We start from the raw sequence: 6,763 nt of genomic DNA on the forward strand, positions 1-6,763 counted from the left end.
GCAGCATCTCTGCACCGTCTTTGAAACGTCAAATCAGGAGGAGGAGATAGAATCGGAATGACAAACGGCAAACTTCAGGCCCAAATCAAACGGTCGGAAAAAGATGTGTGCATACGGTAGCTTCGAGATCTGGTCCCATGTGAACAGGCAAGCCATTCCATTCAGAGTTTTCCGGTGTGCACATGAGCACCTGCACTCTCTTGCCGTCTGTCAAAGCTTCCTTGATCAAACCCTTTACACGTGCGCTGGTCTTCTGACGGCTATGCCCGATCCGATAGTGTCCCATTCGGGTTTTCAGGGCATTTTGGGTAAGCCCGACATAGACAACTTCGTCACCCAGAACGAACGCATACACGCCTGCCTCGGAAGGCAAATCACCGGGCAGCGAGATATGATCGCCATCGAGCGACCATTCTCCGACAAGCGAAAACCCACTTTTCAAAAGCGCCTTCTAGTCATAGGGCTGCCGGTCCTGAGCTCGACTTTGTACAAAAACCAGTCACGTCCATGTCCAGAAGATTTCGTTTGTTGAGATTTCTTCCAGCGCTTGATCGAGGGGCAAAATGATCCCTCCGAAGTCTCCAACATCTTGCCACCGCCCTCGGTAGGACCAGAACATTATCCTCATTTCGTCACCAGAACCGGTTGGCTGAAGTCGTGCGATCGGTGCCTCTGTGTCCGTGAGGTGGAGATTGTAGCCGTTCCGTATCCTGGTGATTGTCACACCACCCCCCCGTATCGTGTTGAACGCTTCGATACGTGCAAGATATGGATCAGGTTTTGCCATGGCGGTGTGATAGCAGAGCAATTTCCGACTGTCGTGATTGCGAAGGCGAGTCAATTGGTCGCAGCCTCGACTGTTGTCAGCCGCAAGCTTCTTGATTCCAACATCATCATGAAACACCATGTTGATCTCTCGGCTGAAACCGGCGACCCCGTTCCGCAATTTCTCATCGACAGGCTCGATCCCTTCCGCACAGCCTTCACGGCCCGCACCTGGAGCCTCGTACTCATTCTTGTGATGGGTGCTGTGCTGTCACCGGGCAAGAGAACCGTGTCGTCTTGCCTGCGCATTACAGGCTACGCCGGATGCGCAACCTTCAGTTCCTTCCACCAGGTTCTCAATCGTGCCCGGTGGTGGCCGAAGGATCTGGCAAAACGACTTCTCCACCTTCTCGTGGCAGGCCTGTCCGGAAACGGACCGATCATCATTGGCCTTGACGACACCATCGAACGCCGATGGGGTAAACGGATCTCCGCGCGCGGTATTTATCGCGACCCGGTGCGCTCCAGTCGTGGTCACTTTGTCAAAACCAGTGGTCTGCGCTGGCTCGGTTTCATGCTGCTCACCCCTGTGCCGTGGATGCCGGGCATCAAGGCTCTCCCGTTTCTAACGCTTCTTGCCCCGTCCGAACGCTATGCCAAAAAACAAGGCTTGCAGCACAAGAAACTCACGGACTGGGCCAGGCAAGGCATGCTCCAAATCATTCGCTGGCTTCCCGACCGTCTGATCATCTTCGTGGGTGACAGCAGCTTTGGAACACATGAACTGGCCAACTGTATCAGCCCATAAGCGACCCTTGTCAGCAGGTTGAGACTTGATGCAAACCTCTTCGCGCCACCCCCAAAATCGCAAAAACTCGGGCGGCCCCGCGTGAAAGGGAAAGCGCTGCCCAAACCCCAAAGCCATCTGACCGCACCGGACGACCGCTGGACAACAATCACGCCATCGCACTGGTATGGTTCCAAGGCAACGTCGCTTGAAATTATCTCCGAGACCGCCCTTTGGTACCGGCGCGGCACTCCGCCAACCCCTATCCGATGGGTGTTGGTCCGCGACCCGGATGGGAAACGGGAACCACAGGCATTCTTCTGCACCAACCCCGATATGGATCCGACCGACATCATTTCGGCGCTGACACCGACTGAGCGGGCAAATCTCGCCAATCAACTGGCAAATCTCAAGACATGGGAGCCACTTCCAGCCCGGAGGGTGTATATCCCGAAAGCAGGCGGCAAGAAGCGGCCGCTCGGAATTCCCTCGCTCATCGACCGCTGCCAGCAGGCGATGGTGCTCAACGCACTGGAACCCTGCTGGGAAGCGCAATTCGAAGGGACGAGTTATGGGTTCCGGCCCGGTCGATGCGTCCACGACGCCATCGAGCGGATACATCTGGCAACGAAATCCGGGTCCAAACGGGTCTGGGTTCTCGATGCGGATATCAAAGGCTGCTTCGACACCATCGACCATGATGCCCTGATGGATGCCATCGGCAACTTCCCCGCGATGGGATTGATCCGCTGCTGGCTGAAAGCAGGTTATGTGGAAGATGGTGTGTTCTACGCAACCGGACAGGGCACGCCGCAGGGCGGGGTCATTAGCCCCCCTGCTTGCAAATATCGCCCTGCACGGAATGGAAAATGCGCTGGGCATTGAGTATCGCGGAGGCATTAGCGCCACTACGATAAAACCTCACTGCCCCGTCTTCGTGCGCTATGCTGACGACTTCGTCGTCATCTGCCACACAAAAGACGACGCGCTTGAGGCCAAGAGGCGGGTCGCTGCCTTCCTCGCCGAACGCGGGCTTTACCTCTCCGAGGAAAAGACTGGTATCCGGCATATTACGGAAGGCTTTGACTTTCTCGGCTTCAATATTCGTTCCTACCGGGTGCCGGACCGCGCTGCTGGCATGAAGACCTTAATCAAACCGTCGAAGGATGCCATCAAGGCATTCCGGCGGAAGCTGAGGGAACTGTTTCGCGCCCATGTCGGTGTGGATCAGGGGCAGCTGATCGCAGCTGCCAACCCGGTGATACGCGGGTGGTGCAATTACTATCGCCACAGCGTTGCAGCCAAGGTCTTTGCGGATATTGAGCACTACGTCCATGTGCGTCAGCGTCGGTGGAGCCATCGCTCTCACCCGAGGAAGCTGAAACACTGATGGATGCGGAAGTACTTCGGGCGGCACTATAACTGCCCGAACTTCGGCTACACCTTCATGGACAAGCAGTCTGGTGCATTCATGATCCACCCTGCCTCGATCAAGATCGAGCGCTGGACGATGGTGAAACACCGCCACTCGCCTGACGATCCGTCGCTGGATAGCTACTGGCAAAGATGGGCACGCCGGACGGGTGAGACTGCCCTCACGCGTAGTTGGCAAAAGGTGGCGCGGCGGCAAGGGCATCGTTGCCCGACCTGCCGCCAATCCATCTACAATGGCGAAACCATCCGTATGTCCTATCGTGATGGGGACAAGTCGAACGGCTCCTATCGGAACCTTGTGCTTGTCCATGCCGAATGTCGCCGCGCGTCTCATCAGGGACTTGCTTGAGCCTTGTGCGGGGAAACTTGCACGCACGGTTCTGAGGGGGCGGGCCGTTGGCAACACCGGCCTGCTACCCGACAACCTTTGTTTCCACCAGCACGCCCCGGAGGACGCCCCCGGACCGCAGACATGCGCGAAGTGATCAACGCGATTTTCTACATCGGATCGACAGGCTGTCAGTGGCGTGCGCTGCCAAGTGACTTCCCGCCCATGACGACAGTGCTGTATATTTCTACGCCTGGCGCAATACCGGTATTCTGGAGGCAATGAACGATCTGCTGGTCACTGCTGCGCGTGAATTGGAAGGGCGCGATGCTCAGCCGACGGCTGGCGTGATCGACAGCCAAAGCGTAAAAACGACAGAAAGTGGCGGTGTTTGCGGCTATGACGCCGGCAAAAAGACCAAGGGGCGCAAGCGTCATATCGTGACGGACGTCCTTGGGCTTCTGCTGGTGATCATCTTTCATGCCGCCAGCATCCAGGACCGTGATGGCGCGCCCGATGTGCTCAAGGCTGTCGGCAAAAAGTTTCCTTGGCTGCGCCATATTTTCGCCGACGGCGGGTATGCAGGTGACAAGCTCCGACAAACCATGGGCAACAATTGGACCCTAGAGATCGTCAAGCGACCAGGCGCGGTAAAGGGTTTCGTTCTGCTGCCCATGCGTTGGGTGGTCGAGCGCACTTTTGCATGGTTGGGAAGGTGCCGCCGGTTGGCCAAAGACTGGGAGAACACCGTCGAAAGCTCAACCGCCTGGGCGCACATTGCAAGCATCCGCCTGGTGACACGCAGACTGGCAAGGCACTGCAATGCAACGTAAAATTTTAGAGTCAGGCTCTTACACTTCCAACAAGGGAATGTGTAATCCCGGTCGCCTCGAAAGGGTCAGACCCTACAAGACAAGAGACGGGGACTTCGTAGATGCGCCGAATGGCCGCAATGACGGGCCGCCCCGCGGCATAGCGGTGACCTGATCAACGGCAGGTTAGGGTCGAGGACGTTAAGGTAGGCAGTTCGGGAGGTTACCGGCTACGCGAAAGGCGTAAAATGCGACGACGAACAACGACACCTCCATCAAGTATCCCAGTAAGTACAAGACGAGACTCGATGCTTTGACAATAAATATACCAGCCGAAAAATCCATATCGCGAAAGTTGCCGAACGTCTTGTCTGTGAGCCCAAGTGCAATGCTGAATACGAAGAGGGCTAGGAGGAATGTCGGGATCGATATAGCAACAACAAAGTTGTTCGGGGCGCATTGCGCGAAATTGTAGCCGAATGAAGCAATTGCTGCGGCAACACCAACAAGAGCCGCGATCTTCAGGACGGTATCTGCGATCTTTGAAAATTCCGGGTCGGTTCCCACTTTGTCGGCCATCTTGAAGGTCTTTCTTGTTCCTAAACGAAATAGTCGCGTGGTTGTCCCTTTACGGGAAGCTGCAATGCTGCAGGCCTTGATACGACGAACTGAGCCGGGTTGCAGTTAGAATTTCGTCGGAAGTGATAGGTCAGATCCTGTGTATTCGAACATGAGAGTGTCAGCTCGACCTCTTTCATCGGTACCTACTGCGGGACTGACTTCTTTACTTCGAAATGCCGAACTAAGCACTTCTGATTCCGTCAGTGATAATTTTGCCATCAGGTGCAGAACCGTTCTTTGCCCAGAATTTCCTCCCGCAGCCTTTTCGCTGCGAAGGTAGTTCTCGAGCGCGTGTCTTTGCGCAATCTGATTGCAAAGGTAACGTCCATAGGCTGTAGTTGCCACGACGGCCGTTAATATTGCAGCCCAGTTGGCAGTTATGCCGAGAATTTGGCCGTAATCCATTTTCATGCTCCATCCGAAGAAGACTAGACTAGTCCTTCCGTAATGGGGCGGTTGCTGTCAAGCTCGAAACGGCAGTAACTATATAGCGCGGGACATCGAATATCCCACGATAAGTCCATGTTGGAAGCGCCTCGCCAGACCAGCTCTTGTTTTCTCGGTCCCGGCGTGGCGTGCTTTTGGCTTTCGAGATTTTCAGTCGCTTCAAGGTATGCGCTGGTTTCGATCCGTGGTCCCGAACCGGGATGACGCTTCCGTCCGTAGTCGGCGCGAAGGCCGCCACTTTATGCCAGGTCCAATAGTGGTTCCCGCGTGCCTATCTGTGAAACGTGCTCGAACAACGACTGTTCGGCACTGGGACTTCGCCGGCATCATCGGGGACCACGTCCCGGTCGGGACTTCGCAAGCCGGCGCCTCTGGCGCGGCCGAACCCTCCTCGGCTGGAAGCTCTGTTTTGCGGCTACCCGCGCCTACGCCGATGCGGCGGGCATGGCAGTTTCTTTGGTGAAGCGGAATTGCGTGTCGTCACACATGCGGTGCAGCACGACGCCGATACGGCGGGCTAGCGCCACTGTCGCACGCTTCTTGCCGCGCCGCTGCGCCACCCGCAGCGCCCAGGCCGATAACCAGTTCTTCGCCCCCTTTTCCAGCATCACCTTGGCCGCCTGGTAAAGCGCGGTACGCAAGCCAACGTCCCCCGCCCGGGTGATCGCGCCGACGATGTCGCTTTCACCCGACTGGTTGCGCTTCGGCGTCAGCCCGACCCATGGACCGATGTCCCTGGAAGCGCGGAACCGTTCGGGATCGTCGATGGCGGCCCGCGCCGTCAAGCGATGACGGCGCCGACACCCGGCATGGTCATCATCAACTGACAGGCGGGATCCTTTGCGGCCAGATCGCGCACCAGTTTCTCCAGTTGCGCAAGTTCGGTGCGCAGTGCCGTCCGGGCCCTCAGGATCGGCGCGACGGCGGCCTCGAGCATGGCATTGCCTTCGGCCAGTTCCCGCACCCGGGCCTCGAAAACATCCCGGCGGTCCGTCTTGATCGGCATCACCTTCAGGGCGCCTTTCACCTGCCGCGTTTCCATCAGCATAACCGTAAAGCCTGCATCGCTCAGTTCCTTGTGCAGCCATTGCGACAAAGGTCCGGCTTCCAGGCCGACCACGGCGGTCTCGTGATCCAACCCGCGCAGGAACGCTACAAGCGCTTCCGGCTCGCTGGCCACTTCCGCCTCCTTCACGATCCTGCCCCTTTCGCCGAGCACGCAGATCGCGGTGCTTGCCAGAGATACGTCCATTCCTATAAAAACATTCATGTCGTTGTCCCTCTATTCTTCGGAATTGGAGCGCGCCTTACGGCAAGACTCCGTAGACACGCTTTATGTGTCAGGGGCAACGGCACTTAATCATCATCGTCTCAAAAAACCATAACGGCGGCGATTCGCGCCAAACCCCATTACGGCATCTGTGGACCCACCGGGGCGGGCGTGAGGTCTACCGTATGCACACATCTTTTTCCGACCGTTTGATTTGGGCCTGAAGTTTGCCGTTTGTCATTCCGATTCTATCTCCTCCTCCTGATTTGACGTTTCAAAGACGGTGCAGAGATGCTGCA

At 56.9% G+C, this 6,763-nt stretch carries 7 protein-coding genes and 2 pseudogenes; 5 read left to right on the plus strand and 4 right to left on the minus strand.

Going from position 1 to position 6,763, the window contains the following annotated elements:
• Window positions 1-85: 85 nt before the first annotated feature.
• Complete coding sequence (locus E4M07_RS28655) at window positions 86-442, minus strand: hypothetical protein (RefSeq protein WP_136661835.1); 357 nt, start codon at window positions 440-442, stop codon at window positions 86-88.
• A gap of 399 nt (window positions 443-841) precedes the next feature.
• Between E4M07_RS28655 and E4M07_RS28660 the strand changes: the two genes are divergently transcribed.
• The 5 genes and pseudogenes from E4M07_RS28660 to E4M07_RS28675 all read left to right on the plus strand — a co-directional run.
• The gene (locus E4M07_RS28660; RefSeq protein WP_246660656.1) at window positions 842-1,573 is read left to right on the plus strand and encodes a transposase; all 732 of its coding nucleotides are present in this window, start codon (window positions 842-844) and stop codon (window positions 1,571-1,573) included.
• A gap of 81 nt (window positions 1,574-1,654) precedes the next feature.
• Window positions 1,655-2,437: a reverse transcriptase domain-containing protein gene (locus tag E4M07_RS29430; RefSeq protein ID WP_281405011.1), complete on the plus strand. Its 783-nt coding sequence runs from the start codon at window positions 1,655-1,657 to the stop codon at window positions 2,435-2,437.
• Complete coding sequence (locus E4M07_RS29975; protein ID WP_169054464.1) at window positions 2,415-2,942, plus strand: group II intron maturase-specific domain-containing protein; 528 nt, start codon at window positions 2,415-2,417, stop codon at window positions 2,940-2,942. The genes E4M07_RS29430 and E4M07_RS29975 overlap by 23 nt, the downstream gene beginning before the upstream one ends.
• Before the next feature lie 3 nt (window positions 2,943-2,945).
• Entirely contained in the window at window positions 2,946-3,335 is a 390-nt protein-coding gene (locus tag E4M07_RS28670; RefSeq protein WP_136661837.1) for a hypothetical protein, read from the plus strand.
• An 84-nt stretch (window positions 3,336-3,419) separates the two neighbouring features.
• Window positions 3,420-4,147 (plus strand): annotated as a pseudogene (locus E4M07_RS28675) (IS5 family transposase); the annotation flags it as partial.
• 180 nt (window positions 4,148-4,327) lie between these two features.
• On the opposite strand, the gene E4M07_RS28680 reads toward E4M07_RS28675, so the two are convergent.
• The 3 genes and pseudogenes from E4M07_RS28680 to E4M07_RS28690 form a co-directional block, all read right to left on the minus strand.
• On the minus strand, window positions 4,328-4,705 hold the full coding sequence (locus E4M07_RS28680; RefSeq protein ID WP_136661838.1) for a hypothetical protein: 378 nt from the start codon (window positions 4,703-4,705) through the stop codon (window positions 4,328-4,330).
• 105 nt (window positions 4,706-4,810) lie between these two features.
• Window positions 4,811-5,158, minus strand: a complete 348-nt coding sequence (locus E4M07_RS28685; protein WP_136661839.1) for a hypothetical protein — start codon at window positions 5,156-5,158, stop codon at window positions 4,811-4,813.
• Between the two features lie 461 nt (window positions 5,159-5,619).
• Window positions 5,620-6,464 (minus strand): annotated as a pseudogene (locus E4M07_RS28690) (transposase).
• Window positions 6,465-6,763: the final 299 nt, after the last annotated feature.

This window comes from Nitratireductor sp. XY-223, assembly GCF_004959855.1.
Classification (GTDB): domain Bacteria; phylum Pseudomonadota; class Alphaproteobacteria; order Rhizobiales; family Rhizobiaceae; genus Hoeflea_A.

Coding starts and splice junctions, on each gene's coding strand:
- E4M07_RS29975 (WP_169054464.1), top strand. CDS start 2,415: ATGGAAAATGCGCTGGGCATTGAGTATCGCGGAGGCATTAGCGCCACT.
- E4M07_RS28670 (WP_136661837.1), top strand. CDS start 2,946: ATGCGGAAGTACTTCGGGCGGCACTATAACTGCCCGAACTTCGGCTAC.
- E4M07_RS28680 (WP_136661838.1), bottom strand. CDS start 4,705: ATGGCCGACAAAGTGGGAACCGACCCGGAATTTTCAAAGATCGCAGAT.
- E4M07_RS28685 (WP_136661839.1), bottom strand. CDS start 5,158: ATGAAAATGGATTACGGCCAAATTCTCGGCATAACTGCCAACTGGGCT.